The 25662-nt window shown below is 35.8% G+C and carries 25 protein-coding genes; 13 read left to right on the top strand and 12 right to left on the bottom strand.

What is annotated here, in order from left to right; translation table 11 throughout:
- The first annotated feature begins 3 nt into the window (after positions 1 to 3).
- Positions 4 to 846 carry a phytoene/squalene synthase family protein gene (locus ACOCEA_RS15690; RefSeq protein ID WP_420757211.1) on the top strand — a complete coding sequence of 281 codons (843 nt, stop codon included), beginning with the start codon at positions 4 to 6 and terminating at the stop codon, positions 844 to 846.
- Positions 843 to 1292 carry a sterol desaturase family protein gene (locus tag ACOCEA_RS15685; protein ID WP_420757210.1) on the top strand — a complete coding sequence of 150 codons (450 nt, stop codon included), beginning with the start codon at positions 843 to 845 and terminating at the stop codon, positions 1290 to 1292. Before ACOCEA_RS15690 ends, ACOCEA_RS15685 begins: the two co-directional genes overlap by 4 nt.
- 5 nt (positions 1293 to 1297) lie before the next feature.
- Here the strand turns inward: ACOCEA_RS15685 and ACOCEA_RS15680 are convergent, their stop codons facing one another.
- The 5 genes from ACOCEA_RS15680 to ACOCEA_RS15660 all read right to left on the bottom strand — a co-directional run bounded on the left by ACOCEA_RS15680 (position 1298) and on the right by ACOCEA_RS15660 (position 7648).
- Entirely contained in the window at positions 1298 to 1852 is a 555-nt protein-coding gene (locus tag ACOCEA_RS15680; protein WP_420757209.1) for a TlpA family protein disulfide reductase, read from the bottom strand.
- 75 nt (positions 1853 to 1927) lie between these two features.
- Positions 1928 to 4201, bottom strand: coding sequence for an aconitate hydratase (locus ACOCEA_RS15675; protein ID WP_420757208.1), 2274 nt, complete (start codon positions 4199 to 4201; stop codon positions 1928 to 1930).
- Positions 4202 to 4378: 177 nt separating this feature from the next.
- Complete coding sequence (locus ACOCEA_RS15670; RefSeq protein WP_420757207.1) at positions 4379 to 5332, bottom strand: AAA family ATPase; 954 nt, start codon at positions 5330 to 5332, stop codon at positions 4379 to 4381.
- A gap of 2 nt (positions 5333 to 5334) precedes the next feature.
- Positions 5335 to 6786, bottom strand: a complete 1452-nt coding sequence (locus tag ACOCEA_RS15665) for a peptidylprolyl isomerase (RefSeq protein ID WP_420757206.1) — start codon at positions 6784 to 6786, stop codon at positions 5335 to 5337.
- Positions 6776 to 7648 (bottom strand): peptidyl-prolyl cis-trans isomerase, encoded by an 873-nt coding sequence (locus ACOCEA_RS15660; protein ID WP_420757205.1) that lies wholly within the window; start codon positions 7646 to 7648, stop codon positions 6776 to 6778. Before ACOCEA_RS15660 ends, ACOCEA_RS15665 begins: the two co-directional genes overlap by 11 nt.
- A 224-nt stretch (positions 7649 to 7872) precedes the next feature.
- Here ACOCEA_RS15660 and ACOCEA_RS15655 point away from each other — a divergent pair, with 224 nt between their 5' ends.
- From ACOCEA_RS15655 to ACOCEA_RS15635, 5 genes are all read left to right on the top strand, one after another.
- On the top strand, positions 7873 to 8121 hold the full coding sequence (locus tag ACOCEA_RS15655; protein WP_420757204.1) for a hypothetical protein: 249 nt from the start codon (positions 7873 to 7875) through the stop codon (positions 8119 to 8121).
- Positions 8121 to 9263 (top strand): serine hydrolase, encoded by a 1143-nt coding sequence (locus tag ACOCEA_RS15650; RefSeq protein WP_420757203.1) that lies wholly within the window; start codon positions 8121 to 8123, stop codon positions 9261 to 9263. The genes ACOCEA_RS15655 and ACOCEA_RS15650 overlap by 1 nt, the downstream gene beginning before the upstream one ends.
- 11 nt (positions 9264 to 9274) lie before the next feature.
- Positions 9275 to 10009, top strand: coding sequence for a 23S rRNA pseudouridine(2604) synthase RluF (rluF, locus tag ACOCEA_RS15645; protein ID WP_420757202.1), 735 nt, complete (start codon positions 9275 to 9277; stop codon positions 10007 to 10009).
- A 184-nt stretch (positions 10010 to 10193) separates the two neighbouring features.
- Positions 10194 to 11507: a carboxypeptidase-like regulatory domain-containing protein gene (locus tag ACOCEA_RS15640; RefSeq protein ID WP_420757201.1), complete on the top strand. Its 1314-nt coding sequence runs from the start codon at positions 10194 to 10196 to the stop codon at positions 11505 to 11507.
- A gap of 145 nt (positions 11508 to 11652) precedes the next feature.
- Positions 11653 to 12702 (top strand): S66 peptidase family protein, encoded by a 1050-nt coding sequence (locus tag ACOCEA_RS15635; protein ID WP_420757200.1) that lies wholly within the window; start codon positions 11653 to 11655, stop codon positions 12700 to 12702.
- An 11-nt stretch (positions 12703 to 12713) separates the two neighbouring features.
- Here the strand turns inward: ACOCEA_RS15635 and recQ are convergent, their stop codons facing one another.
- Positions 12714 to 14924 (bottom strand): DNA helicase RecQ, encoded by a 2211-nt coding sequence (recQ, locus tag ACOCEA_RS15630; RefSeq protein ID WP_420757199.1) that lies wholly within the window; start codon positions 14922 to 14924, stop codon positions 12714 to 12716.
- Positions 14925 to 15093: 169 nt separating this feature from the next.
- Here recQ and ACOCEA_RS15625 point away from each other — a divergent pair, with 169 nt between their 5' ends.
- From ACOCEA_RS15625 to lptB, 4 genes are read left to right on the top strand one after another with little or no spacing between them, the layout of a single operon-like run.
- Entirely contained in the window at positions 15094 to 16077 is a 984-nt protein-coding gene (locus tag ACOCEA_RS15625; RefSeq protein WP_420757258.1) for a KpsF/GutQ family sugar-phosphate isomerase, read from the top strand.
- Complete coding sequence (tatC, locus tag ACOCEA_RS15620; protein ID WP_420757198.1) at positions 16077 to 16931, top strand: twin-arginine translocase subunit TatC; 855 nt, start codon at positions 16077 to 16079, stop codon at positions 16929 to 16931. The genes ACOCEA_RS15625 and tatC overlap by 1 nt, the downstream gene beginning before the upstream one ends.
- Positions 16915 to 17265 (top strand): carboxymuconolactone decarboxylase family protein, encoded by a 351-nt coding sequence (locus ACOCEA_RS15615; protein ID WP_420757197.1) that lies wholly within the window; start codon positions 16915 to 16917, stop codon positions 17263 to 17265. The genes tatC and ACOCEA_RS15615 overlap by 17 nt, the downstream gene beginning before the upstream one ends.
- A gap of 51 nt (positions 17266 to 17316) precedes the next feature.
- Entirely contained in the window at positions 17317 to 18057 is a 741-nt protein-coding gene (gene lptB, locus ACOCEA_RS15610; RefSeq protein WP_420757196.1) for an LPS export ABC transporter ATP-binding protein, read from the top strand.
- Between the two features lie 2 nt (positions 18058 to 18059).
- On the opposite strand, the gene ACOCEA_RS15605 is transcribed toward lptB, so the two are convergent.
- The 6 genes from ACOCEA_RS15605 to ACOCEA_RS15580 all read right to left on the bottom strand — a co-directional run bounded on the left by ACOCEA_RS15605 (position 18060) and on the right by ACOCEA_RS15580 (position 22492).
- Entirely contained in the window at positions 18060 to 18836 is a 777-nt protein-coding gene (locus ACOCEA_RS15605; protein ID WP_420757195.1) for an MIP/aquaporin family protein, read from the bottom strand.
- A gap of 1 nt (position 18837) precedes the next feature.
- Positions 18838 to 19449 carry an arsenate-mycothiol transferase ArsC gene (locus tag ACOCEA_RS15600; RefSeq protein ID WP_420757194.1) on the bottom strand — a complete coding sequence of 204 codons (612 nt, stop codon included), beginning with the start codon at positions 19447 to 19449 and terminating at the stop codon, positions 18838 to 18840.
- Between the two features lie 66 nt (positions 19450 to 19515).
- Complete coding sequence (locus tag ACOCEA_RS15595) at positions 19516 to 19917, bottom strand: DUF4345 domain-containing protein (RefSeq protein WP_420757193.1); 402 nt, start codon at positions 19915 to 19917, stop codon at positions 19516 to 19518.
- Positions 19907 to 21175 carry an MFS transporter gene (locus ACOCEA_RS15590; RefSeq protein WP_420757192.1) on the bottom strand — a complete coding sequence of 423 codons (1269 nt, stop codon included), beginning with the start codon at positions 21173 to 21175 and terminating at the stop codon, positions 19907 to 19909. The genes ACOCEA_RS15595 and ACOCEA_RS15590 overlap by 11 nt, the downstream gene beginning before the upstream one ends.
- Position 21176: 1 nt before the next feature.
- On the bottom strand, positions 21177 to 21701 hold the full coding sequence (locus ACOCEA_RS15585; RefSeq protein WP_420757191.1) for a DinB family protein: 525 nt from the start codon (positions 21699 to 21701) through the stop codon (positions 21177 to 21179).
- Between the two features lie 53 nt (positions 21702 to 21754).
- Positions 21755 to 22492: a CDP-alcohol phosphatidyltransferase family protein gene (locus ACOCEA_RS15580; protein WP_420757190.1), complete on the bottom strand. Its 738-nt coding sequence runs from the start codon at positions 22490 to 22492 to the stop codon at positions 21755 to 21757.
- A 79-nt stretch (positions 22493 to 22571) separates the two neighbouring features.
- Here ACOCEA_RS15580 and ACOCEA_RS15575 point away from each other — a divergent pair, with 79 nt between their 5' ends.
- Positions 22572 to 23747, top strand: a complete 1176-nt coding sequence (locus ACOCEA_RS15575; RefSeq protein ID WP_420757189.1) for a lipoprotein N-acyltransferase Lnb domain-containing protein — start codon at positions 22572 to 22574, stop codon at positions 23745 to 23747.
- Between the two features lie 24 nt (positions 23748 to 23771).
- Entirely contained in the window at positions 23772 to 25643 is a 1872-nt protein-coding gene (locus ACOCEA_RS15570; protein WP_420757188.1) for an ABC-F family ATP-binding cassette domain-containing protein, read from the top strand.
- Positions 25644 to 25662 lie beyond the last annotated feature (19 nt).

The following is a 25662-nucleotide window of genomic DNA, read 5'->3' as shown; positions in this document are numbered from 1 at the left end:
CCTATGAAAAGTACATTTGACCAAGCATCATATCATTGTAGCAAAATTGTTACGCAGAGGTATAGTACTTCTTTTACCTTGGCAACAAAAATGCTACATAATTCAATTAGGGGGGATATCTATAATATTTATGGATTTGTACGATTTGCAGATGAAATAGTGGACACTTTTCATGATTATAATAAACATGAACTTTTTGATAAATTTGAAAAAGACCTAGAAGATGCATTAACGGATAAGATAAGCTTAAATCCAATTCTAAATTCTTTTCAACATACCTATCATAAATTTGATATCCCAAAACACTTAGTGGACTCATTTATGAAAAGCATGCGAATGGATCTTATAAAAAGTGTATATACAACAGATGCAGAGTATAAGGAGTACATCTATGGCTCTGCAGATGTTGTGGGCCTTATGTGCTTAAAGGTTTTTGTAAATGGGTGCAATACGTCCTATGAGAGTTTAAAAGAATCTGCAATGGCATTGGGATCTGCTTTTCAAAAAGTAAACTTCTTACGGGATGTAAAGGCCGATTTTGAAGAATTAAACCGTTCATATTTTCCTAATACCGATTTTAAGAAATTAGACGAAAATTCCAAGAAAAAAATTGTAGACGAAATTGAATCAGATTTTAAATTAGGATACGATGGTATCTTAAGATTACCGGTAGAGGCAAAATTTGGTGTGTACACTGCTTATAGGTATTATTTTAAATTACTTAAAAAACTACAACAAACGCCTTCATTGGAAATTAAAAATACTCGCATTAGGGTTCCTAACTATGAAAAATTTGGACTACTGGCACGGTCCTATGTTAAATATAAAATGAATTTAGTTTCATGAAAATAGCACTTTGGATATTAATTTTCTTTGGCACATTCTCCTTTATGGAATTTATGGCCTGGTTTACACATAAATATATAATGCATGGCTTTTTATGGAGCCTTCATAGAGACCACCATCATAAAGACCACGATTCTTGGTTTGAGCGTAATGATGCATTTTTTATTTTCTATGCTATCGTAAGTATGGTTCTTTTCTATTCAGGAGCAAATGGCTTTTGGTTTGGATGGCCCTTAGGTTTTGGGATTTTAGCTTATGGTATCGCTTATTTTTTGGTTCATGATATCTTTATCCATCAACGTTTTAAGTTATTTAGAAATGCCAATCATTGGTATGCAAAAGGTGTGCGAAGAGCTCATAAAATGCATCACAAGCATTTAGGAAAGAGTGATGGGGAATGTTTCGGAATGTTATTCGTTCCCTTTAAATACTTTAAGAAAAACTAAACAATTTATTCAATTATAAGTTGTTCCAATAAACTAATAACTTTTTGATTATCCCAATCTGCAACTGCATTTTGGTGAACTACAATGCTACCCTTTTTATCAAGTATGTAGGACCCTGGTGGCTTAAGTAAAGTGATAGGACTTGGTTCCCCAACTATTTGGTAGGTTACTGGAAAGGTATACCCATTTTTCTCCATAAACAATTCAACTGGAGCCCTTTCCTCATTTGTAATAATATAGAAGGATACTTTATCATTATATGAATCGTATAGTTTTTGGATATCCTTTAGTTGAGCCTTGGATGGCAAATGCCAAGAATTCCAAAAGGTGATAAACACAACTTTTCCTTTTGATTTTTCAAAATTGATAAAATTCCACTTAGCATCTTTTAACCTCCAGTTGTAATCAGCTATTTTACCTCGATTGGATTCACTTATTATTGTTGGCGCTCTTGCCAACCATCTATTCAGTACAATTTTACTAAAATCACCTAAGGGGGTAACAAAAAATGACAAAACAAAGGCAATAACAACTAAGGTATAAACAGTCTCTTTTTTCATTTTTAATATGTAGTATCCAAAACTAAAAAACTCCCGAGGATATTCGGGAGTTTTATGTACTTATTTTTACAGGTACTAAACCGCGTTTTCCCTTTTTATAACGTTAAGGGCAGATCCTTCCCTAAACCAACCGATCTGGGCTGCGTTGTAGGTATGGTTAGCTAGTATAGTATCCTTACTTCCATCTGCATGAACAACCTCAATTGTTAAGGGTTTGTCCGGGGCAAAATCTGAAATATCTAAAAAGTTGAAGGTGTCATCTTCCTGTATAAGGTCATAGTCACTCTCATTGGCAAAAGTTAGGCCTAACATACCTTGCTTTTTAAGGTTTGTTTCATGGATTCGCGCAAAAGACTTTACCAGCACAGCTGCCACGCCAAGATGCCTTGGTTGCATTGCCGCATGTTCCCTAGAGGAACCTTCACCATAATTGTGGTCTCCAACAACAATAGATTTTATTCCTTCAGCCTTATAAGCCCTCTGTGTATCGGGTACACCTCCATACTCACCTGTAAGCTGGTTTTTAACCAAGTTTGTCTTTTTATTGAAGGCATTAACGGCACCAATAAGCGTATTGTTGGCAATATTATCCAAATGTCCCCTGAAACGTAACCAAGGTCCTGCCATAGAAATATGGTCGGTTGTACATTTCCCAAAGGCTTTGATCAATAATTTTACTCCTTGTAACTGCTCATTCTTAATTGGTACAAAAGGCTCCAATAACTGTAGTCTTTCAGAATCTTTGTCAACCACAACCTCAACACCGGAACCATCCTCTTCTGGTGCTAAAAATCCTGCATCTTCAACCTCAAAACCTTTTGGTGGCAACTCCCACCCTGTTGGCTCATCAAATTTTACTTCTTGGCCTTGCTCATTAATCAAAGTATCCGTCATTGGATTAAAATCAAGTCTACCGGAAATTGCAATAGCAGCAGTTATCTCTGGTGAAGCTACAAAGGCATGTGTATTTGGGTTTCCATCAGCCCGTTTTGCAAAGTTTCTATTAAAAGAATGTACAATACTGTTCTTTGGGGCATTCTTTGGATCACCATACCTGGCCCATTGCCCTATACAAGGTCCACATGCATTAGTAAATATCTTAGCATCCAATTTTTCAAAAATCCCTAAAATCCCATCTCTATCAGCAGTATATCTAACTTGTTCAGAACCAGGATTAATACCTAACTCGGCTTTCATTTTAATTCCTTTGTCCAAGGCTTGTTGTGCAATAGAGGAAGCTCTTGATAAATCTTCATATGAAGAGTTGGTACAAGACCCTATTAATCCCCATTCTACCTGTAAAGGCCATTCATTTTTAGTAGCCTTTTCAGTCATCTCATCACCAACAGCAGTTGAGAGGTCTGGCGTAAAAGGTCCGTTCAATAACGGATTTAATTTAGAAAGGTCAATATCAATAACTTGGTCAAAATATTGTTCAGGATTTGCATACACCTCTGCATCAGCAGTAAGACAATCTTTAACTTCATTGGCTGCATCTGCAACATCTGACCTATCAGTGGCCCTTAAATAACGCTCCATAGCTTCATCATAACCAAATGTAGATGTAGTAGCACCTATTTCAGCCCCCATATTACATATGGTTCCTTTGCCTGTACAGGACAATGCCTTTGCGCCTGGCCCAAAATATTCAACTATTGCGCCTGTACCTCCCTTTACCGTTAAAATCTCCGCAACCTTTAAAATAACATCTTTAGGGGCAGTCCAACCAGAAATCTCACCGGTTAATCTAACACCAATTAATTTAGGAAACTTAAGTTCCCAAGCCATACCGGCCATAACATCTACGGCATCAGCTCCACCAACACCAATAGCAACCATTCCTAAACCACCAGCATTTACGGTATGTGAGTCTGTTCCAATCATCATTCCGCCAGGAAATGCATAATTCTCCAATACTACTTGGTGAATAATACCTGCACCTGGTTTCCAAAATCCAATGCCATACTTATTGGAAACTGACTCTAAAAAATTAAATACCTCGGCACTGGAGGTATTCGCCATTTTTAAATCTGCCGCAGCACCATTCTTAGCCTGTATCAAGTGATCACAATGTACTGTGGTTGGCACAGCTACTTTAGGCTTACCTGCTTGCATGAACTGTAAAAGGGCCATTTGTGCCGTTGCATCTTGACATGCTATACGATCTGGAGCAAAATCAACATAGTCCTTACCTCTAGAAAAAGCCTTGGTTGGATTACCATCCCATAGGTGGGAATATAAAATTTTCTCCGAAAGGGTAAGCGGTTTTCCCACGATCTCACGTGCTTTATCCACTCGCTCCGCCATATTGGCGTACACCCCTTTAATCATATCAATATCGAATGCCATTAGTTATCTATTTTTAATGTTAAAGCAATTCCGTAAAATTAAGAAAATCTAAGGCGCAATTAAAATTTAAATAGCAGGATTGAACTCTTTTTATCGAATTGATGCATTATCATAACATCCGTAATAAAAAAGATTGGTGGAAATAGAAGAATAAAGCGAATAACTTAATGCGTAAATCTATAAAAGTCGGTCTATAATATCTTCTTCAGATATACCTTCTGCCTCGGCTTTGTAGTTCTTTATAATCCTATGTTTTAAAATACCTTTGGCAACGGCATGCACATCCTCAATATCTGGAGAATATTTACCAGAAATTGCCGCATTTGCCTTTGCACCTAAAATAAGGTTTTGAGATGCCCTTGGTCCTGCCCCCCAATCTAAATACTGTTTCACATACTCTGATGCCGTATCTAAATTTGGCCTAGTCTTGTTCACCAATTTCACTGCATATTCAATAACATTATCTGGCACAGGTATTCTACGTACTAAATCCTGTACCTGTAGCATTTCATTGGCACTGAATTGCGGTGTTATAGTATAGGAATTGTTTGAAGTTGTATTCTTGACTACTTGAATCTCCTCCTCCACTGAAGGATATTCCAATTCTATTGCGAACATAAAACGGTCCAACTGGGCTTCTGGCAAAGGATAGGTTCCTTCTTGTTCTATTGGATTTTGTGTTGCCAAAACAAAATAGGGCAAATCTAACTTGTACCGGTGCCCGGCAATAGTAACCGCTCTTTCCTGCATAGCCTCCAATAAGGCCGCTTGGGTTTTTGGTGGAGTCCTATTTATTTCGTCAGCCAAAATAATATTCGAGAAAATAGGGCCTTTGATAAATTTAAAATTTCTGTTCTGGTCTAAAACTTCACTTCCCAAGATGTCGCTCGGCATTAAATCTGGGGTAAACTGAATTCGTTTAAAATCTAAACCTAAGGCCTGTGCGATAGTATTTACCATTAATGTCTTTGCAAGTCCTGGCACACCAATCAATAATGAGTGACCACCTGTGTATATGGAAAGAAGAATTTGGTCTATTACCTTATGTTGACCTACGATGACACTACCTATTTCTTTTTTAAGCGCATTATGTTTTTCTACCAAACGATCAATTGCAGCAACATCGGACATGGTTATTCTTTTATCCAGTTATTTGCAAAATCACAATCTTTGTTTGCATCATTTACACTAACATAGGTGTCTTCTATGTGCTCCTTCATCCAATCTTTGATGGCATTATACTGCTTTTCGGTTAATGCCAGTTGCTGAATCTTAATGTAATCCTGGGCAAAATCAGCAACATGTTCATCATAACGGTTGGTCACCTTTAAAATCTTATATTTTGGTGGTCCGCCACGTTGATCTTCTTCCAATAACGGGTAGGAAATTTCATTGTCCTTTAAATTCCTTACTTGATTATACAGTGCAGGATCCATTTTAGTCAACTCAAAACGCGAACTAAAATCTTGTGGATTCCGAAGCAATCCACCATCAAATTTAGTCTCCTTCTCATCGGAAAAATTTAGTGCAGCCTCTGCAAAAGTAAATTTGCCTTCAATAATATTTTTTCTAATACTATCCAGCTCAGATTTTGCCTCATTTAAGGCATCTTGTGAAATTTCGGGTTGAAGTAGTATATGACGAACATCTCTTTCTTGTCCTCTTATTTTTTCAACTAACATTATATGATATCCAAATTGGGTTTCAAAGGGATCTGAAATTTCACCTTCCGCCAAACTAAATGCTACATCCTTAAATTCACTTACATAACCAGATTCTTTAGTAACGCTTGGAATAGCGCCTCCTGAAGTTTTAGATGGACCTTGGGAATAAAGAATAGCCTTTACACTAAAACTGGCATCATTATCCTCTACATCGGCCTTTATTTGATTAAGTTTATCTACAACCTTTTGTTTTTCAACTTCTGTTGGCTCTGGAGCTTTTACAATTTGCGCAATCTCTAACTCTGCCCCAAACACTGGTCGCTGATCCTCAGGTATTTTATTAAAAAATTGTCTTACCTCTTCTGGTGTTATCTCAATGTCCTTAACAATATTTTGTTGCATTTTTTCGGACAACATACGCAGCTTGTTAATTTTATATAGCTCTTCCCTAAAACTAGCCTCATCCTGTTTTTTATAATATTTCAAGACCTTTTCCATAGAACCAATCTGCTGGACTAAAGATTGTAATTGTCTATCTCCTGTAGCATTTACCTCATCATCAGAAACCAAAATACTATCCTGTACGGCTTGGTGGGCATACAAACGGTCTTCCATTAACTTACCTAAGAGACTACAATGTGTAATATCCTCAGTGGAAGCCCCCTGACTTTTCAAATCAATCAATGTTTTTTCTACATCAGAATCCAATATTACATAATCCCCCACTACGGCGGCTATACCATCCAATTTAATTCTTTGGAAATTTTTGGTCACATTTTCCTTTGTAGTGTTGGCGGTTTCCGCTAAATTCTCCATAGGCTCCACCTGGTTGTCCGGCACTACTGGTATAGAATCTTGGGCTGTTGTAGCCATTACGGCAAAAACACCTAAGATTATGGTGTGTCTTAACTTATTTATCATTGGTAAATACCTCAAATTCCTTATCCTTAATTGCTTCATCTATAATTTCTGTTTCCAGTTTACGCAGGTAGTCTATTTTTCTGCGATTTAATAAGACTTGTTTTATGGTAGGTGTAATATATGAAAGTGGGGCAATCTCATTAATGTCCATCACTTCCTCGATTTTGCCCAAATATACCCCTAATGAATCCTCCAATTCAAAAAATTGTGATTTTTTTAAGTACCTATCACGGTTATCAATGGTAATCGGGGGTATTTCGTCCATTACCCTAGATGATCGTACCCAAATGGAATCATTAAAATTAAGCTTATTGAACTGCACCCCTATTGAATCCAAATAAGTTAAATCCTCTTCTTTAAAATTTTTGAGTCTTTTACTTACCTCTTCCTTATTTAAAAAGTTTTTGGGCAATGAAACAAATCGTATTCTAACAATACGTTCTTTTAGCTTAAAATTCTCTTTCTCAAGTTCGTAAAAAGTCTCTAGCTGGTTTTTATTGATAACGGTATCCGCCCCAATGGAGACCAAGGCCTCTTTGTATGCCCTAGTATACAAATCTGCCCTGTAGTCATCAACAAGTGCTTCAAATTGAGCTATTTTTTCTTCTGGTAGATTTATTTTTGATTTGGATAAGAGTAGTTGTTTTGAAGCCCAATTATTAATATATCCGCTAACGAAGGATGCACTGTCCCCCTTTGTCATTCCTTGGGTTAACAATGGTGCTATATCTTCAGGGTATAAGTAGGACTCGCCAACACGGGCTAATGGTTTCCTTTCTTCCTGTTTTTTAAAAAGAGAATTACAAGATACAAGTACTCCCATTAATAGCACTGCTCCTAACTTGACATTCAACAATTTCATTCTTAAATTTAAAAAAAACATCTCGCAAAAATAGCAATTACCTAATCCCTTGCAAATGAAGCCATCCTTACTTAACATAATTTTGGGGTTATTATAGAAATTCAAAGATGGTGAATTTCAGGAGTAAATGGATTTAGTGAATGTAAACATCCTTTAATAATAGGACACTTTAGTACCTTAAATAAGATGCTTTGCCTTAATTTTGGAATAAATAGAATTGTGCTTTGAATAGAAAAATAAAGCTTATTTGGGATTTTAGGGGGCCCACGGCATTTAGAACTGCTGAACATCACGAAAAACATTTGAAAGAATTTATTTCCATTGAAAGGCTACATCTAGATATTACAGGCCATGAGGAAATAAATGACATGTATAGCATAGCCTATATGGTTGTTGAAGAAAAAGAAATGGCACCTGTTAGGGATGCACTAAAGCCACACCGAGGCCAAGTTTACGAAGACCATAACGATTAATGCAAAAGAGAAAGATTCCTTATTTATTACTCCTGCTTTTGATTTTTTCCTGCAAAAAGGAGAATGCCAATGATAACTTGTTGGCACTGGCCCTATCATCTAGCCATCCAAATATCAAAAAGGTTATGGATAATATTGATGCGTATGAAGTACAAATTAGATATACCAAAATTGATAGAATACAGGACAGTGTTATTTTTACGGATTATGATTTTCAAGTAAACAGTAATAATTATTTTTATCCGGCAAGTAGTGTCAAGTTCCCCATAGCGGTTCTAGCATTAGAACGTTTAAACCAAACGGATACTATTGGGTTAAATACCAGATATTATGTAGAAGGTGATTCCATTGAAAGTACTTTTGCTGAAGATATCATCAAAATTTTCACTATCAGTGACAACATGGCCAATAACCGATTGGTAGAATTATTAGGTCAAGATGCTATTAACAACAACTTAGCCAAAAAAGGGATCAAACCTGTTCGCATTGCCCATAGGCTAGGATACCATTCAGAAGATTTAGTGACAAAACCACTAATTATTTACTTGAATGACAGCACCACAGGCATTACGACACCTAGTCTAAATACTTCTCCCAAACCTTTAGAACTAGACAGGATTAAAAAAGGAAAAGGTTACATTGAAGAGAACTTGTTAATTGAGCAACCTTTTGATTTCAGTCTAAAAAATTACTTACCAATTACAGCACAACATGAAGTTTTAAAACGTGTTATCTTCCCTAATCTGTTTCATAAGGAAGAACGTTTCAAAATTACTGAAGGGCAACACCAATTTCTATTAAACGCAATGCAAACCTTACCAAAAAATGCTGGCTATGACCCAGACGAATTTTACGATGGTTACTGCAAGTTTTTTATGTTTGGTGACACAAAAGAAAATATACCTGGCCATATTAAAATTTATAACAAAGTAGGTTTCGCCTATGGAACATTAACAGACATTGCATATATAACGGATACCTTAAACAATGTAGATTTCATGCTATCCGCTACCATTTTAGTGAATACAAATGGTATATTTAATGACAATGTTTATGAATATGATGAAATAGGAATTCCCTTTCTTGCTGAACTAGGTAGAGAAATATACACCTTGGAACTTAAAAGGAAAAAACTACGATAGCACCTTGTATAATGTCTGATGCAATAAAACAAACCAGGATTAATAAATATTTGAGCGAAGTAGGGTATTGCTCTCGCCGTGCGGCCGATAAGTTAATAGATCAAGGTCGTGTTACTATTAATGATAAAGTTCCCGAAATGGGCACCAAAGTCTTGGACGGCGATTTGGTAAAAGTAGATGGCATACCTGTATCTGAACCAAAAGAACAATTGGTTTACCTAGCGTTTAACAAACCTATAGGTATAGTTTGTACTACAGATACCGGAGTGGAAAAAGATAATATTATAGATTTTATAAATTACCCAAAACGAATTTTCCCAATTGGACGATTAGACAAACCAAGCGAAGGGCTTATCTTTTTGACCAATGATGGTGATATTGTAAACAAAATCCTAAGAGCGAGAAATAACCATGAAAAGGAATATTTAGTGACGGTTGACAAGCCAATAACCACTGAATTTTTAAACAAAATGCGAAATGGTGTTCCTATCTTAGATACCGTAACCAGAAAGTGTGAGGTCATTAAGGTTAGCAATTATCAGTTTCGGATTATACTTACTCAAGGATTGAACCGACAAATTAGACGTATGACAGAACATTTAGGTTATTACGTAAAAAAACTAAAGCGCATACGCATCATGAATGTTCGTTTGGACCTTCCTGTTGGAAAATGGAGAGATCTCACACCCGATGAACTTAATGAAATTAAACGCCTTGTGAATGCTTCATCCAAAACGCATAATTAGTTTTTAAGAACTATAACTACAATTATTTTTCATTTTTATAAATAACTTTTTCCGGCGTAATTTTCTTGGAATTTATAAATGCCAAACCCTTGAAAGTTAACACTTAAAAATAAAATATGTGCTTGAAAATAATTAACTTAGGGAATAAAAATTAAAATGAAAATTTTATCATAAATGCAATATCATGCATAACCATTTAAATAGTAATCTAAATAAATCCATTATAAGAACAATACTTGCTTTTGTCTTTCTAATGGTTGCCCATATAGGGGTATCTTTTGCCCAAGAAACTGCATTTAAGGAATACCACGGAGAGGTAGCAGATAACAAAACAAAAAAACCATTGGTATTTGCAACAATTGCAGTTGAAGGAACTAATGTTAGCACTATCACTAATACTGAAGGACAATTTTCTCTCAAAATACCCCAATCCAGTAATGGTAAGAATATAATTGTTTCCTTCTTAGGATATAAGACCATGTCATTGCCAATTGATCAATTTTCAAACGGCACCAATGAAATTTTAATGACAGAGTTAATAACTGAGCTGTCTGAAGTTAATTTAAGTGTACCCAAAGACGCCGAGAAATTGGTAAGGGAAACACTTCAAAAAAGAGGCGAGAATTATATTGATGATCCTACTGTAATGACCGCTTTTTACAGAGAGACCATCAAAAAGAGAAAAAAAAATGTAAGTCTTTCAGAAGCTGTTGTAAATATTTATAAAACTCCTTATTCCTCTAAAAGAACAGATGCGGTACAATTGTACAAGGCACGTAAAAGTACAGATTATAATAAGTTGGATACGGTTGCATTAAAATTACAAGGCGGTCCTTTTAATGCACTTTTTGTAGATATGGTAAAATACCCAGAGTATATTTTTACCAACGAGACCATTGGTTATTATAATTTCTCATTTGTAAACTCGACCAGGGTTGATGATAAACTTATCTATGTTGTTAAATTTGAGCAAAAACCTGGTATTATTGATCCTTTATATACAGGCAAACTTTATATTGATGCACAGAATAAGATTCTCACAAGCGCTATTTACTCTTTAAACATTACAGATAAAAATTTAGCAGCTCAAATGTTTGTGAGAAAAAAACCAAAAAATGCCAAAGTTTGGCCAACAGAAGTAGCATATAGGGTAGATTACAGGGAAAAAGATGGCAAATGGTATTATGGCTATAGCAATGTGCTCCTTGAGTTTAAAGTAAACTGGGATAAAAAACTTTTTAACTCTATTTATAGTATGAGTTGTGAAATGGCAGTAACGGATTGGGAGAAAAATATGGATAATTTCGCTCCAAAGTCTAAAGAACGTATGAAATCTAGCATCATACTAAGTGATGAGGCAATAGGTTTTGCAGATCCTGATTTTTGGGGTGAGTATAATATAATTGAACCTGAAAAATCTATTGAATCCGCTATCAAAAAAATTCAGCGACAGTTAAGAAGATCCAAAAATGATGATAGCGGTACTTCAGCACCTTAAAAAATAATTTATATTTTAAAATCCCATGCCCATTCAGGTATGGGGTTTTTAGTTTAGTAAATAATCAAATGGATGTACATTTCCACTTATCCGAAGTTTACATATTTAATTTTCTGTTTAGATTTATGGCTCATAATCCTTAATTATGACTACAAGACGCAATTTTATTAATGGATTAATTGGGCTCTCCATAACATCTGTATTACCTTTCTCTGCACATGCTAAAAATGGCATTTCTGTAAAGAAAGAATCACTACTACCAAAAGCCTTAAAAAAAGGGGATACTATTGGGCTCATAGCGCCCGGTTACACTTTTACTAAAAACACACTAAATGAGACCATTTCTATTCTTGAACAATTAGGCTATAAAGTCTATTATACTCCAAGAATACTAGGACAATATGGATATTTCAGCAATACTGACACTGAGCGGGCAGCAGACATAAACCATATGTTTACCAATCCTTTAGTAGATGCCATACTCTGTTTAAGAGGGGGATATGGTTGTACTAGAATTATGGATTTGATAAATTATGATGTTATAGCTAAAAACCCAAAAGCCCTTATTGGATTCAGTGATGTTACGGCACTTTTAAATGGAATATATAAAATTACCGGATTAATAACTTTTCATGGCCCCTTAGGCAGTACTTTGAACGATGACTATAGTCAGAAATGCTTTAAAAAAATGCTAAGAAAACCTCTTAAAAAACAGTCAATAGAAAACCCAAAAATCCTAGATACCAATAAAACCAATCCAGAATATGAACGCTATGTTATAACACCCGGAAAGGCTGAAGGCAGATTATGCGGTGGTAGTTTAAGCCTTATCAACGCCTTAGTAGGAACACCCTATGAAATAGATTTTACCAACAAAATTGTTTGTATTGAAGATGTGGAAGAAGCTCCCTATCGCATTGATAGAATGCTTACTCAACTAATTGAAGGGGAAACTTTCAATAATGCGGCCGGAATTGTTTTTGGAGTTTGTGCAGGGTGCAACCAAAGTAACGACCCCAATTCATTTAACCTAAAAGAGGTTATTATGGATAGGATACAACCTCTTGGCATACCTGCCTTATATGGTATGGGATTTGGTCATATAAAACAAAACTTCACATTCCCAATAGGTATTAAAGCATCATTTAACACCGAGGTGATGTCTATAGAAATTCTTGAGGAAACAGTAAAATAACCCCTATGAAATTAATTTGCCACCTCGCTAATAAATTTTAAACGATAAAGACGCAATTCTTCATCTTCATATTCGCCATCAAATTCTTTTAATGCTTCTTCCAAATCATCAGTTTCTGCCTCTAGGAAATATTCGTGTATTTCTTCCTGTTGATCTTCATCTAAAACCTCATCTATCCAATAGCCTAAATTAAGTTTTGTTCCGCTAAAAACAATCTGTTCCATTTCTTTTATAAGTTCAGGTATCTCTAGCCCTTTGGCAGATGCAATATCGCTTAAAGGTAATTTACGGTCAACATTCTGTATGATATATAGTTTAAGTCCAGAGTTGGCCCCAGTACTTTTTACAACAAGGTCATCTGGTCTTATTATTTCGTTTTCCTCAACATATGCATTGATAAAGCTGATAAAAGGTTTCCCATATTTTTTTGCCTTACCCTCGCCTACTCCATGGACATTTAATAATTCTTCAAGGGTTATTGGATACTTTAAAGCCATATCTTCTAAAGATGGGTCTTGAAAAACCACAAAAGGGGGAACACCCATTTTACTTGCTTGCGTTTTTCTAAGGCTCTTTAACTGCGCCAATAATTTAGTATCTGAAACGCCACCAGATTTGGCCGCACCAACAATGGCGTTATCATTTTCTGCATTGTACACATGGTCTTTTGTCATCATAAAGGAAGTTGGGTTCTTTAAAAACTCCTCACCTTTTTTAGTTAAATGCAATACACCATATTGTTCAATTTCTTTTTTCAATAATCCGGCTACCAGTACTTGACGAATCAAGGCCATCCAATGACTTTTGTCCCTATCGGACCCTATACCAAAAAATTCCTTTTCATTGGTCTTGTGGGAGCTAATAATAGCATTGGTCTTACCTCTAAGGGTAATTACAATCTCTTTGGATTTAAACTTCTCGCTAGTACCTTTCACTACTTTCAGGAGTTTCAACACATCGTCTTTGGCCTCTACCTTATCCTTTGGATTCCGTGTGTTATCATCCATATCCGCACCTTCGCCATTAACCTCATCGAATTCTTCCCCAAAATAATGGAGCATAAATTTTCTTCGGGACATGGAAGTCTCTGCATAGGCAACTACCTCTTGTAATAGTGCATTTCCGATTTCCTGTTCAGCAACAGGCTTTCCAGACATAAACTTTTCTAGTTTTTCAATATCCTTATAGGAATAAAAAGCCAAGCAATGTCCTTCACCACCATCTCTACCGGCTCTTCCAGTTTCTTGATAATAGCTCTCAATACTTTTGGGAATATCATGATGAATTACAAAACGAACATCTGGCTTATCTATTCCCATACCAAAAGCAATGGTGGCCACAACTACATCTACATCCTCCATTAAGAACATATCTTGGTACTTGGCACGGGTTTTGGCATCAAAACCCGCATGGTAGGGCACCGCACTTATTCCATTTACCTGCAAAACTTGTGCTAGTTCTTCAACTTTCTTACGGCTTAGACAATAAATAATTCCAGATTTACCCGCATTCTGTTTGATAAAACGAATGATATCAGCATCAATATTTTCAGTTTTCGTGCGAACTTCATAGAACAAATTTGGCCTGTTAAATGATGCCTTAAAAAGTTTGGCATCACTTATCCCTAAATTCTTGATTATATCCTCTTGTACTTTAGGTGTAGCGGTTGCCGTTAATCCAATTATTGGAATATTGTCTCCCAACCTACCTACAATTGACCTTAAGTTACGATATTCAGGCCTAAAGTCATGACCCCATTCAGAAATACAATGTGCCTCGTCTACAGCAACAAAAGAGATCATTACCGATCTAAGAAACTCTATATTTTCTTCTTTTGTCAAGGATTCTGGAGCAACATATAGCAACTTGGTCACGCCATCCACAATATCCTGTTTTACCTGTTTTATTTCCGTTTTATTCAATGAGGAATTTAAAACATGTGCAATGCCTACTTCAGCTGAAACACCACGAATAGCATCTACTTGGTTCTTCATTAATGCTATCAATGGCGAAACTATAATTGCTGTTCCAGGCTGCATGAGCGCTGGAAGTTGGTAGCAAAGTGATTTGCCACCACCGGTTGGCATGATAACAAATGTATTGTTACCTTCCAGTATGTTTTTTATGACACCTTCCTGAAGACCCTTAAATTGTGAAAACCCAAAATACTTTTTCAGGGAACTGTGTAAATCAAAGTCGTTCAAACCTTTATCTTCTCTCAAATTGTAATGTTTAGCGAAGGAAAAAATTCGCTTCTATTTCGTTAAAAATTATACTTACTTTTAATCTTAACTTCTAAAACTAAATTGTCATTGGATAGATATCCTATAAAATTAAGTTTACGTAATTTTGTAATCTTAAAGATAACACAAACTTTTAGGATTACAATTCATAAAATTGAATAATACATTGATATCTACCCGTACTATTCTTGATTTAGCCAAAAAGACCATCGAAACAGAACGAGATGCCATTGGCAATCTTGCCACCTTGTTAAATGAGGACTTTTCCAATGCAGTTAATTGTATTCTAGAGACCAAAGGGAGGGTAATAATCTCCGGGATTGGAAAAAGTGCCATTATTGCTTCAAAAATAGTTGCTACATTAAATTCTACTGGCACACCTGCGATTTTTATGCATGCCGGTGATGCCATACATGGTGATCTAGGCACCATACAAGACAATGATGTTGTTATTTGTATTTCTAAAAGCGGCAGTACTCCTGAAATAAAGATGCTGGTTCCGCTTATAAAAAGAGGCAAAAACAAACTCATTGCCATGACAGGGAATTTAGACTCCTTTTTGGCCAAACAATCAGATTTTACACTTAACACTTTTGTCGTTAAAGAGGCATGTCCAAATGGACTCGCACCTACCACAAGTACCACTGCCCAGCTAGTTATAGGTGATGCTTTGGCCATTGTGCTTTTAGAGCTAAGAGGGTTTAGCAGTTCAGATTTTGCAAAATACCATCCAGGTGGAGCGTTGGGAAAAAGACTTTACTTACGTGTAGCAGACCTCGTTAAAAACAATCAAGCACCAAAAGTGCAAAAGGACACTGAGGTCAAGAAAGTAATTGTTGAGATATCTGAAAAAATGCTGGGTGTAACTGCGGTATTGGATGGCGATAAGATTGTTGGGGTAGTAACTGATGGTGATATTCGTAGAATGCTAAACAACCATGACAACATTAAAGGGCTTACGGCTGCAGATATAATGAGTACTAGTCCAAAAACTATTGAAATGAACACCTTGGCCATAAAAGCCTTGGAACTGATGCAACAAAAAGGAATATCCCAATTATTGGCTATAGAAGAAGGCCAATATACCGGTGTCATCCATTTACACAATTTAATAAACGAAGGCATAATATAATGGCAGATAAAAGTACCACTCCCCCAAACGAAATGTCTTTTTTAGACCATTTGGAAGAATTAAGATGGCATTTAATACGATCTACCATGGCGGTAGTAATTATAGGAATTGTCGCATTTGTTTTTAGTGGGTTTGTTTTTGATGTTATCATTTTTGGGCCTTCACAAATGAATTTTCCGACCTATGAGTTCTTTTGTAAGGCCGCTACCTATATAAATATTGAATCGGACTTCTGTAAGGATACATTGCCTTTTACTATTCAAAGTAGAACCATGTCCGGACAATTTTCCGCAGATATCTGGACGGCAATCTGGGTTGGTATCATCGTTGGCTTCCCATATGTATTATATGAAATGTGGAAGTTTATAAGTCCGGGATTATATGAAAAAGAACGTAGACATTCCAAAGGGTTTATATTTATAGCCTCTTTGTTATTTTTCTTAGGGGTACTTTTTGGATATTATATTGTTGCGCCATTATCCATCAACTTTTTAGGTACCTACCAAGTAAGTGAAATGGTCTTGAACGAATTTGACCTTGACTCTTATATAGGTACTGTACGATCTGCAGTTTTGGCTTGTGGTGTTTTGTTTGAATTACCGATTATCATCTTCTTTTTAACCAAAGTAGGTCTGGTTACCCCTGAAATCATGAGAAAATACCGAAAGATAGCATTAGTAATTGTTTTAATTCTATCTGCAGTAATTACCCCACCTGACGTGGCAAGTCAAATTATTGTTGCCATCCCTGTATTAATACTATATCAGGCAAGTATTTTCATTTCGGCCAGGGTATTGAAGATTGAGGCTAAAAAAGAAGTAAAAAGAGCAAAAAAGAATGTCAAACCAAGTTGAGGAATTTAATGCCTATCGTGCTAAGATGAACGATAAGCTGTTGCAAGACAACAATAAAATCATTAAAAGGATATTTAACCTAGACACCAATGCTTTCGCTGCCGGTGCATTAGATGTAAAGACCAAAGAACTATTGGGGTTAGTGGCATCTACCGTTTTACGTTGCGATGATTGTGTGAAATATCACTTGGAAAGCTCTTATAAAGAAGGGGTTAGCAAAGAAGAAATAATGGAAACCTTAGGTATTGCAACACTGGTTGGAGGCACCATTGTTATACCCCATTTAAGACGAGCCTATGAATATTGGGAAGAATTGGAAAACACTGAAGGTTAAATAAGTTATAAATCCCTATTTGCTCCATGAATTAGTTTTAGATTTGAAAATATGAAGCTTAGTGCCGAAAATATAATGAAATCCTACCGAGGTCGTCGTGTAGTAAAAGGAATTTCCCTTGAAGTAAATCAAGGTGAGATTGTTGGTTTATTAGGGCCAAATGGAGCAGGAAAAACCACTTCCTTTTACATGATAGTTGGATTGATCAAGCCTAATGGGGGCAATATTTATTTGGACAATATGGAAATTACCAATTTCCCAATGTACAAAAGAGCTCAAAATGGAATTGGTTATTTGGCCCAAGAAGCTTCGGTATTTAGAAAGTTAAGTATCGAAAAAAACATACTTAGTGTGCTTCAGTTGACAAAACTGAGTAAAAAAGAACAACACATGAAGATGGAGTCCTTGATAGAGGAATTTGGTCTTGGCCATATCAGAAAAAACCGTGGCGACTTATTATCTGGTGGTGAACGTAGGCGCACTGAAATTGCAAGAGCTTTGGCAACAGACCCTAAGTTTATTCTTTTAGATGAACCTTTTGCTGGTGTAGACCCTGTAGCGGTAGAGGATATCCAACGTATTGTTGCCCAATTAAAAAATAAAAATATTGGCATCTTAATTACTGATCACAACGTACAAGAGACTTTGGCCATTACGGAGCGCTCTTACTTAATGTTTGAAGGTGGTATATTAAAATCAGGAGTCCCAGAAGACCTAGCTGCTGATGAAATGGTACGAAAGGTATATCTTGGCCAAAATTTTGAACTACGAAAAAAGAAACTAGATTTCTAAGATTAACGTTTAGCTAAGGAAAGTTTATGCACATAAACAGCCCCCACGGCAGCTAGCATAGGAGCCAAAATATATACCGTAAAAAAGCTAAACGGAATTGGAGGGAAGGCCACATTTCCCCAGCCTGCCCAATATGCTACTATTCTAGGGGCAAAGTCCCTTGCCGGATTTAAACCTGCCTGCGTAAAAGGAGCTGCCAAACAAATAATCACAGTTACCGTAAGACCAATAATTAAAGGGGTTATGTTATCTATTTGCTTTGAAGATTCGGTCACTTTCAATATAACGAAGACCAACAAAAAAGTTCCTAGAAATTCCATAGAAAAGGCCAAGTACACAGAAACCGAGATTAACTCCATAAGTCCTGGATTGGGAAAATACTCCCCAAAAAACATAGCTGTCTGTACCGAATCCAATGAACCCCTAACAATATTATTATTTAGTTCATAAGTGATAATTGCATTCTCTAAGGTCAAAAAGAGCACCAATGCCGCTAAAAAAGCACCAATCATTTGAAACAAAATATAAGACGGTAGTTTTCTAAGCGAAAGTTTACCCATGATTACCATAGCCAAACTAACTGCCGGATTTAGATGTGCCGGACAAATGTTTCTTGTCACAAAAATAGCAATGGTCACTCCAAAACCCCAAATTAAAGCAACTTCCAACAAACTTGTGAATGTATTGAAAAGAACAGCACCTGCTACAGAACCACATCCAAAAAGCACTAAAATAAAAGTACCTATGGCCTCTCCTACTAATTCCTTAAGGTAAACCAAACTACTTTATTTTGGAGAAAATATAACCCAGTTCACATGCTATTTGCAAGCTGCGCTCCCTATACTTCTCTGTCTGTTGTGGTGTATTATCAAATAATTTAGGATCATCAAAAGTAAAGGGAATTCTTTCTTCGGCCCCTGGTATAAACGGGCAATTTTCATCTGCATGGGAACAGGTCATTATAGCGGCATAATTAGAGGAAGGGTTAAACTTATGGTCATAGGTTTTTGAAAATCCGATTACAGGATGCGCATCAGCACAATATTTTATGGCATATACAGGGTTAGGTTCTTGTGATAATCTTATTATGTCAAAACCTGAATCTGATAGTGTTTCTGCAACTTTTGGAAATAAGGCCGTTGCCTCTGTACCACCTGAATAACAGTACACGTTTTTAATTCCAAAATATGCCGCCATGGTTTGTGCCCAAATTTGTGAAAGATGACTCCTCCTAGAATTATGGGTACAAATAAAGTTTAAGTTTATAACTTCTCCCTTATCCTTTTTATCCTGAATGTAATTAATGATTTTTTGAAGTATAGGAAGACGTTCATCTGAGATATTATTTATATCCAAACCACTAATTTCTTGCTCAATTTTATCTAGCACCACGTAATGTTAATTTTATTATTGCAATATTACGATTAATATTCACCTGTTGTAAGGAAAGAAATAAAGCTAACGATTATTTAATATATATAAAGAGTATTGGTAGACTTTCAGGTTAAAACACCCCCAAACAAAAAATAGAAGCTCTAATAACAATGCAATCGTAAATTGTATAGAAACTCCATCAAACAACATGCTTACTATCCTACCCAATGAAATGCCACCCATAAACAATATATTACTAAGTGTGGCCGCTTTCCAATAGGTTTTTTTATAACATCCTATTAGCCAAAATATACCTACGCCTAAATAGATGCCCATAACTGCCCTTAATATCTGTTTCAAGCCTAAAGCTTCGACTTCAAAACCAAAGAAATATGGTATAAAACCTGTTGGATAGCCACCATATGCCAGACCTGCCAATACTACAATTATTGATGAAAGTAGAAGATGTAGGTTTTTACGGTTCATTTTTTTTTCGATATAATTTGAAATAAAACCAAGATGCCATCCCTCCAATTATAGAAAATACAGCCAACATCCAAAACACATGTTGATGTCCTTTGGGTCCAGGTGTACTATCTAGTAAATAGCCAATTACCGGACCAGCAAAAATTTCTGGTGTATAACCAATAACTGAAATTAGTCCAACTGCAGTACCGGTAAGAACTATTGGAATCCTTCCCTTTTCCATGACCGCAAAATAAAGTGACCTTACCGCATAAACGCCTGTTGCCACAATAAAAATAGATATGAAAAATAAAACAGTTGCTGTATGGGTAATAATTCCCAAAGCCAAAATCAATGCTCCTATAAAAGAAACAAAAAAGCTTATCATAAGCCAAAATATGGTATTTGTCCTATCGGCCAAAATCCCAATTAACACACCAATTACAGGTCTAAGAAATAACATAAATGTCCCTACTTGAGCCGATTGTACTTGATCATACAACATTACGTCTTGAGCATAAAGCGAGAAAATATCTGTTATTTTATAGCCAACATAGGCACATAAAATAATAATCATTAACAACCCTACAGAAGGTAGTTTTAATACCTCTATAATGTGTGAATTGGTAATCCTTTCCCTATTAATTTTTACCTCAATTGATTTAGGCATTTTCATAAAATTCCAAACCAACAAACCCATCAAAACAACAATAGCTGTACATGTCAATATTACAAATCTAAATGCTCTTTTGTTTTCTTCAAAAGTGATTTCAGATACTTCATTGACCGCAAAAATTGAAAAGATAAAAACCCCTAACGTTCCAAATAAGGCGCCAACCAAACCCCTTCCTCCATCTAAAAATCCAAATGCTTTGCCCTGAGAACTTGACCCACCCCAAATACGGGTAGCTTTAATCATAGCCGCCCAAAATAAAAATATAGTTGTAAAACCCCAATACCCGTATAGTATCCTTAATATAAAATAACTTGGTAAAGTAGCATAGACCAGTCCACCCAGTGCAGTCATCCAAAGTGCCATGGCTATTAATTTTCTAGGCGCCATTTTATCGGCCAATGGACCACCGAAAAGATAGGAGAACAAGGCCACAATACCATATGTGGAAAAACAATAGCCTAATTGGGTATTATCCAATTGAAATACTTCGAGCACCGTTGGCCTAAATACTCTTGACAAAACAAAAGGCAAAATAAAAACAGTTTCACCGGCAAGTATAAGTAATAATAAATAGTACCATGGAGCTTTAGTTGATTCCTCCATATTATCGTTTAAGCTTCAACATTTCCACGGTTACCAATAACTGACCAATATGCCTTTGGCTATGTTCAGCTGCATGGAACAAAAGTCCAATTACCGTTGTTGGTAATTTCTTTCTTCCAACAGTTCGCTTTTCTTTTAAATCTTCTTCTGAAATTGTTTTAAAGTAATCTAATGCTTTGGTCAATGTCCTCGTAAAATCATCTTGTAATCGTGAAATACCAATGACATTATTTGGTACTCCTTCGTTTAGAAGAAATTCTAATTGTTTTGGAGATAAATCTTCCTGTCTCGCATAGGTCAACATACGGTCCAAAACGCCAGTTATATGTTGCATATGAAAACCTACAGACGCTCTGTTCCCTACCTTTTCCCAGAGTAATTCTTCAGGAAAATCCTTCGTATATAAATAAAGTTCTTTATTGGTTTGCAAAAGGGCATGTGCAGATGGTTGAAGTAAATCTGGAATTTCTGCGAGTGGACCACGCAACCAAAACTCCCTAGGCACATCATCCTTTTTATCTATCATAATCAAAGTATTTATCCGCTTTACATTAATTTCCAAAACAAGAGAAACTAATCCTAGAACTTATCTACTACCAATGAACTTATTACATAAAAAAGAATAATCATTGGTATTGCAAAAAACTGCATGGTAATAATAAGCACCAAACTAATGATTATAAAAATATAGCGTAAAGCATTATCCTTAAATCCCCAATTTTTAAATTTTAATGCGAAGAGAGATAAATTGCAGTTTAATAAAAAGGCACTAAGCAAAGACAAGCCAATAAGAAACCATTTGTTAAGGATTATGGCATTGAGCATATCATTTCCCTGATAATAGATAATTAGTGGTAAAGAAAGAATCAGCAATGCATTTGCGGGAGTCGGCAAGCCTTTAAAGGAGGATACTTGGTCTTCATCTATATTAAATTTCGCCAAGCGATATGCCGATGCCAAAGTAATCACAAATCCTATAAAAGGCACTAATGAACCTATTTTCAGACCATTTGAATCTAAGAAAGAACCTGACGCCAAGACCCAACCTTCACTTACTGATAATATCAATAATTGGTACATGACAATTCCGGGAACCAATCCACTTGTCACCATATCTGCAAGAGAATCCAATTGTAGTCCTAGATCACTTTTTACATTTAAAGCCCGTGCTGCCAATCCATCAAAAAAATCAAAAAATATCCCTAATGCCACAAAACAAGCCGCAACCTCTAAATGATTAAGCACGGCAAAAACAGTAGCCACACAGCCGCAAAAAAGATTTAACAAAGTGATAAAATTTGGTATGTGCTTGGTCATTTTAAGAAGGATTTAAGTAAAAATAAGATAAATCTGTTATTATTTGCATCTTTGCGCCAGTAATGATTTTTAGGTACTAATGATTAAAAAAATAAGTCTTCTCTTTCTTTTTATAATTTCCATGGAAAGTGGTTTTTCGCAGCAAAAACAACTTTCACCTCTTTCAAAAATAAGTTTACTTACGGTTGGAACTGGTGAAGATTTAGCTGCGAAGTTTGGACATAGTGCCATTCGCTTTCAAGACCCTACTCTAGGAATTGACGAGGTTTATGGTTATGGCACCTATGATTTTGAAGACCCAAACTTTTATCTGAATTTCACTAAGGGTAAATTGTCCTATACCATATCCAGAATGCCCTTTAATTATTTTAAACGTAGCTACGAATTTGAACAACGCTGGGTTAAAGAGCAAGAGTTATACCTCAATTTAGAGGAACGAAAGAAAATTGTTCTCTTTTTAGAAAACAATCTTTTACCGGAAAATAGAAAATATAAATATGATTTTCTTTTTGACAATTGTGCCACAAGAATACCTGAAGTCTTTGAAAAAACGTTAAGAGACGGATTAAAATACGACTATTCCTACTTAGAAAATCCATATACATTCAGGGAATTAATACATCAAAACCTACATGTAAACTCATGGTCCAATTTTGGAATTGATCTAGCTTTGGGTGCTGTTATAGATGTAAAGGCATCGGCTTATGAACATATGTTCTTGCCCTTATATGTGTACCAACAAATGAAACACACTAGCATTAACGGTGAGCCTTTTGTTAAAGGGGAATCGATTGTTTTAGACATAGCAACAAAAAAAGATGACACCTTGTTTGTGTTAACACCTGTATTTTGGTTAGGTATATTCCTATTTATTGTAATTTATATAACCTATAAGGACTTTAAAGAAAAAAGAAGAACCGCGTGGTTAGATACCGTTTTATTTATGGTAACAGGATTAGCAGGAACACTAATACTTTTTCTTTGGTTTTTTACAGACCATGATGCAACCAAAATGAATTTGAATGCCTTATGGGCTTTTGCACCAAACCTTATTATTGTTTTTCTAATTGGGAAAAATAAATTAACCAAATGGTTAAAATACTATGTCATGCTATTGCTCATTTTGTTACTGGCGACTATTATTTTGTGGGTACTTAAAATTCAAATTTTTTCCATATTAATAACATTTGTTTTATTGGCTTTAGGGGCTCGTTACACCTACCTTGCATACTTTTTGAAATATTATAAAAAGTAATTTTAATTTATCTACCTAAAAAACATGAATCTACTTACCGTTGAAAATATAGCTAAATCTTATGGCGAAGTCGTTCTCTTTGAAAACCTTTCCTTTGGGGTTAATAAAGACCAAAAAATAGCGCTTATTGCCAAAAATGGTAGTGGAAAAACATCAATATTAAATATTTTGTCCGGAGCTGACAGCCCAGATACAGGGCAAGTTAACTATAGAAAAAGTACGCGTGTCTCTTTCTTGTCGCAGGAGCCTATTATGAATCCAGAACTTACTGTTGAGGAAACCATATTTGCTTCGGACAATGAAGTACTAAAAGTAATTTCCGACTATGAAAAAGCACTTAACAACCCAGAAGACACAGAAGCATACCAAAAAGCTTTTGAGGCTATGGACAGGTTTGAGGCTTGGGACTTTGAAACACAATACAAGCAAATTCTTTTTAAACTAAAATTAGAAGATTTACATGCAAAGGTTGGAAAACTATCTGGTGGACAAAAAAAACGTTTGGCCCTGGCCGATGCCTTAATCAACAAACCAGATTTGTTAGTACTGGATGAGCCTACCAACCATTTGGACCTTGAAATGATCGAGTGGCTTGAAGGTTATTTTGCGCGAGAAAATATGACTTTGTTTATGGTTACGCACGATCGTTATTTTTTAGAGCGTGTATGTAATGAAATAGTAGAATTGGACAATGGGGTACTCTACTCCTATAAGGGTAATTATTCTTACTACTTAGAGAAAAAAGAAGCTCGTATTGAGCAAGAAACGGTAGAGCAACATAAATCTGAACTTCTATTTAAGAAAGAATTGGCTTGGATGCGGCGTCAACCCAAGGCAAGAACGACCAAATCCAAATCGAGAATAGACGATTTCCATACCATAAAAGAAAAAGCCAGTCAGCGAAGAAAAGAACATGTGGTTCAGCTAGAGCTAAATATGGAACGTATGGGCAGTAAAATTTTGGAACTGCATAAAATTTCCAAAGCTTTTCCAGATAAGCCTATTCTGAACAAGTTTGAGTATACTTTTTCTAAGGGGGAACGTATAGGTATCATTGGAAAAAATGGTACGGGAAAATCTACTTTTCTAAATATCCTAACTGGCAAAGACCAACCAGATAATGGAAAGGTAGTTGTTGGGGAGACCATTAAATTTGGTTATTACACCCAAAAAGGAATTAACATAAAAGAAGGGCAAAAGGTAATAGATGTTATCCGTGAGTTTGGAGATTATATCCCTTTAATGAAGGGGAGGCAAATTTCTGCACAACAGCTATTGGAGCGTTTCCTATTTGATAGAAAAAAACAGTATGACTATGTTGAGAAATTAAGTGGTGGCGAACGTAAGCGATTGTACCTCTGTACAGTGCTAATTCAAAATCCAAATTTTCTTATACTAGATGAACCTACTAATGATTTGGATATTGTTACCTTAAATGTCCTGGAAAGTTTCTTATTAGATTTTCAAGGATGCCTCTTGGTGGTTTCACACGATAGATATTTTATGGACAAGATTATAGATCACCTTTTTGTGTTTCGCGGTGATACGGTTATTGAGGATTTTCCAGGCAACTATTCTGATTATAGAGCTTATGAAGATAGTCAGGTTATAGAAAAAAGAGAACAGAAAGAAAAGACCGAGAATTCCAAGAATACTTGGAAGAAAACCGAAACTACTAACAAATTGTCCTACAATGAACAAAAAGAATACCAACAGTTAGAAAGGGAAATTCAGAAATTGGAAAAGCAGAAAGAAGAACTCCAAACCAAATTCATGAATAGCACATTATCTGGTGAAGAAATTGCCGGTCTATCTATAAAGCTTGGTGAGGTTTCTACTGCAATTGACGCGAAAACGGAACGTTGGTTTGAACTTTCTGCTGCCATGGAAAGCTAATATGTTTCTATTCTTTCAA

The sequence above is a fragment of the Maribacter luteocoastalis genome, assembly GCF_048890225.1.
Lineage (GTDB): Bacteria > Bacteroidota > Bacteroidia > Flavobacteriales > Flavobacteriaceae > Maribacter > Maribacter luteocoastalis.
The sequence above is the reverse complement of the archived record's forward strand: the minus strand, read 5'-3'. Positions and strand labels throughout refer to the sequence as shown.

What these genes read in the sequence shown, in the direction of transcription:
- ACOCEA_RS15690 (WP_420757211.1), top strand. Translation starts at nt 4, where the DNA reads ATGAAAAGTACATTTGACCAAGCATCATATCATTGTAGCAAAATTGTT.
- ACOCEA_RS15685 (WP_420757210.1), top strand. Translation starts at nt 843, where the DNA reads ATGAAAATAGCACTTTGGATATTAATTTTCTTTGGCACATTCTCCTTT.
- ACOCEA_RS15680 (WP_420757209.1), bottom strand. Translation starts at nt 1,852, where the DNA reads ATGAAAAAAGAGACTGTTTATACCTTAGTTGTTATTGCCTTTGTTTTG.
- ACOCEA_RS15675 (WP_420757208.1), bottom strand. Translation starts at nt 4,201, where the DNA reads ATGGCATTCGATATTGATATGATTAAAGGGGTGTACGCCAATATGGCG.
- ACOCEA_RS15670 (WP_420757207.1), bottom strand. Translation starts at nt 5,332, where the DNA reads ATGTCCGATGTTGCTGCAATTGATCGTTTGGTAGAAAAACATAATGCG.
- ACOCEA_RS15665 (WP_420757206.1), bottom strand. Translation starts at nt 6,786, where the DNA reads ATGATAAATAAGTTAAGACACACCATAATCTTAGGTGTTTTTGCCGTA.
- ACOCEA_RS15660 (WP_420757205.1), bottom strand. Translation starts at nt 7,648, where the DNA reads ATGAAATTGTTGAATGTCAAGTTAGGAGCAGTGCTATTAATGGGAGTA.
- ACOCEA_RS15650 (WP_420757203.1), top strand. Translation starts at nt 8,121, where the DNA reads ATGCAAAAGAGAAAGATTCCTTATTTATTACTCCTGCTTTTGATTTTT.
- rluF (WP_420757202.1), top strand. Translation starts at nt 9,275, where the DNA reads ATGTCTGATGCAATAAAACAAACCAGGATTAATAAATATTTGAGCGAA.
- ACOCEA_RS15640 (WP_420757201.1), top strand. Translation starts at nt 10,194, where the DNA reads ATGCATAACCATTTAAATAGTAATCTAAATAAATCCATTATAAGAACA.
- ACOCEA_RS15635 (WP_420757200.1), top strand. Translation starts at nt 11,653, where the DNA reads ATGACTACAAGACGCAATTTTATTAATGGATTAATTGGGCTCTCCATA.
- tatC (WP_420757198.1), top strand. Translation starts at nt 16,077, where the DNA reads ATGGCAGATAAAAGTACCACTCCCCCAAACGAAATGTCTTTTTTAGAC.
- ACOCEA_RS15615 (WP_420757197.1), top strand. Translation starts at nt 16,915, where the DNA reads ATGTCAAACCAAGTTGAGGAATTTAATGCCTATCGTGCTAAGATGAAC.
- lptB (WP_420757196.1), top strand. Translation starts at nt 17,317, where the DNA reads ATGAAGCTTAGTGCCGAAAATATAATGAAATCCTACCGAGGTCGTCGT.
- ACOCEA_RS15595 (WP_420757193.1), bottom strand. Translation starts at nt 19,917, where the DNA reads ATGAACCGTAAAAACCTACATCTTCTACTTTCATCAATAATTGTAGTA.
- ACOCEA_RS15590 (WP_420757192.1), bottom strand. Translation starts at nt 21,175, where the DNA reads ATGGAGGAATCAACTAAAGCTCCATGGTACTATTTATTATTACTTATA.
- ACOCEA_RS15585 (WP_420757191.1), bottom strand. Translation starts at nt 21,701, where the DNA reads ATGATAGATAAAAAGGATGATGTGCCTAGGGAGTTTTGGTTGCGTGGT.
- ACOCEA_RS15580 (WP_420757190.1), bottom strand. Translation starts at nt 22,492, where the DNA reads ATGACCAAGCACATACCAAATTTTATCACTTTGTTAAATCTTTTTTGC.
- ACOCEA_RS15575 (WP_420757189.1), top strand. Translation starts at nt 22,572, where the DNA reads ATGATTAAAAAAATAAGTCTTCTCTTTCTTTTTATAATTTCCATGGAA.
- ACOCEA_RS15570 (WP_420757188.1), top strand. Translation starts at nt 23,772, where the DNA reads ATGAATCTACTTACCGTTGAAAATATAGCTAAATCTTATGGCGAAGTC.